Annotated in this window: 1 protein-coding gene; it reads right to left on the bottom strand. The window is 74.9% G+C overall.

The features are described from left to right. Positions 1 to 972 (bottom strand): 3'-5' exonuclease (locus tag ACYVE9_RS28350; protein ID WP_461030747.1); only part of this gene is annotated, 972 nt, incomplete at both ends.

Genomic DNA, 972 nt, shown 5'->3' with positions numbered 1-972 from the left:
GGCCTGCGGGTCCAGCGGCAGCGGCCAGGCGCGCTCCTCGTCGGGTTCCGCGAGCGCCGGGTTGCCGGCCTTCAGCGCCTCCTCGTCCGGCGGGTCCGCCCAGCGCTCGACCTCGCCGTGCGCCGGGTCCGCCTCGACGTGGTCCCGCAGGGCTTCCAGGAAGGCCGAGGGGCCGCGCGGCCTCTTCTGGCCGGGCCCCCACCAGTGCCCCGAACCCAGCAGCAGCGACCGGGGACGGGTGAAGGTGACGTAGCCCAGGCGCAGTTCCTCGGTGGCCTGGTGGTGCTTCATCGCGGTGTCGTACACCTTGCGGTCCTGCGCGGACCAGGCGTCCAGTTGCGGCAGCGTGGCCGCGTCCCCGCGCAGCGCGTGCGGCAGCACCCCGGGACGGCTCAGCCAGGAGTCCGGGGTGCGGCCGCTGGGGAACTGCCCGGCGACGAGTCCGGGCACGGCCACGACGTCCCACTCCAGGCCCTTGGACTTGTGGGCGGTCAGCACCTTGACGGTGTTCTCACCGCCCGGCAGGGAACTGTCCAGGCCCTTCTCGTACTGGGCGGCGGTGCGCAGGAAGCCGAGAAAGGCGAGCAGCGAGGTCTCACCGTCCAGGGAGGCGTAACCCGCGGCCAGGTCCAGGAAGGTGCCGAGCGTCTCGCGGCGGCGGGCGGCGACGGCCTGCGGCGAGGCGGCCAGTTCCACCTCCAGTCCGGTGACGGTCAGGACCCGGTGCAGCACGTCCATCAGCGGGTCGGCGAGCGAGCGGCGCAGCTCGCGGATCTCGGCGGCGAGGCGGGCGAAGCGGACCCGGGCGTCGGCGGAGAAGGGCAGCCGGTCGTCGTGGCCGTCGCCCTCCAGGAAGGTGTCCAGCGCGTCGGCGAGGGAGATGATCTCGGCCGGGTCGGTGCCCTCCACCGCTGCGGCCAGCCGCCGGTCGGGGTCGGTGCCGTCCGGTCCGGGCGCGGCCACCAGCAGCCG

The organism is Streptomyces sparsus (assembly GCF_054776295.1).
The sequence above is the reverse complement of the archived record's forward strand: the minus strand, read 5'-3'. Positions and strand labels throughout refer to the sequence as shown.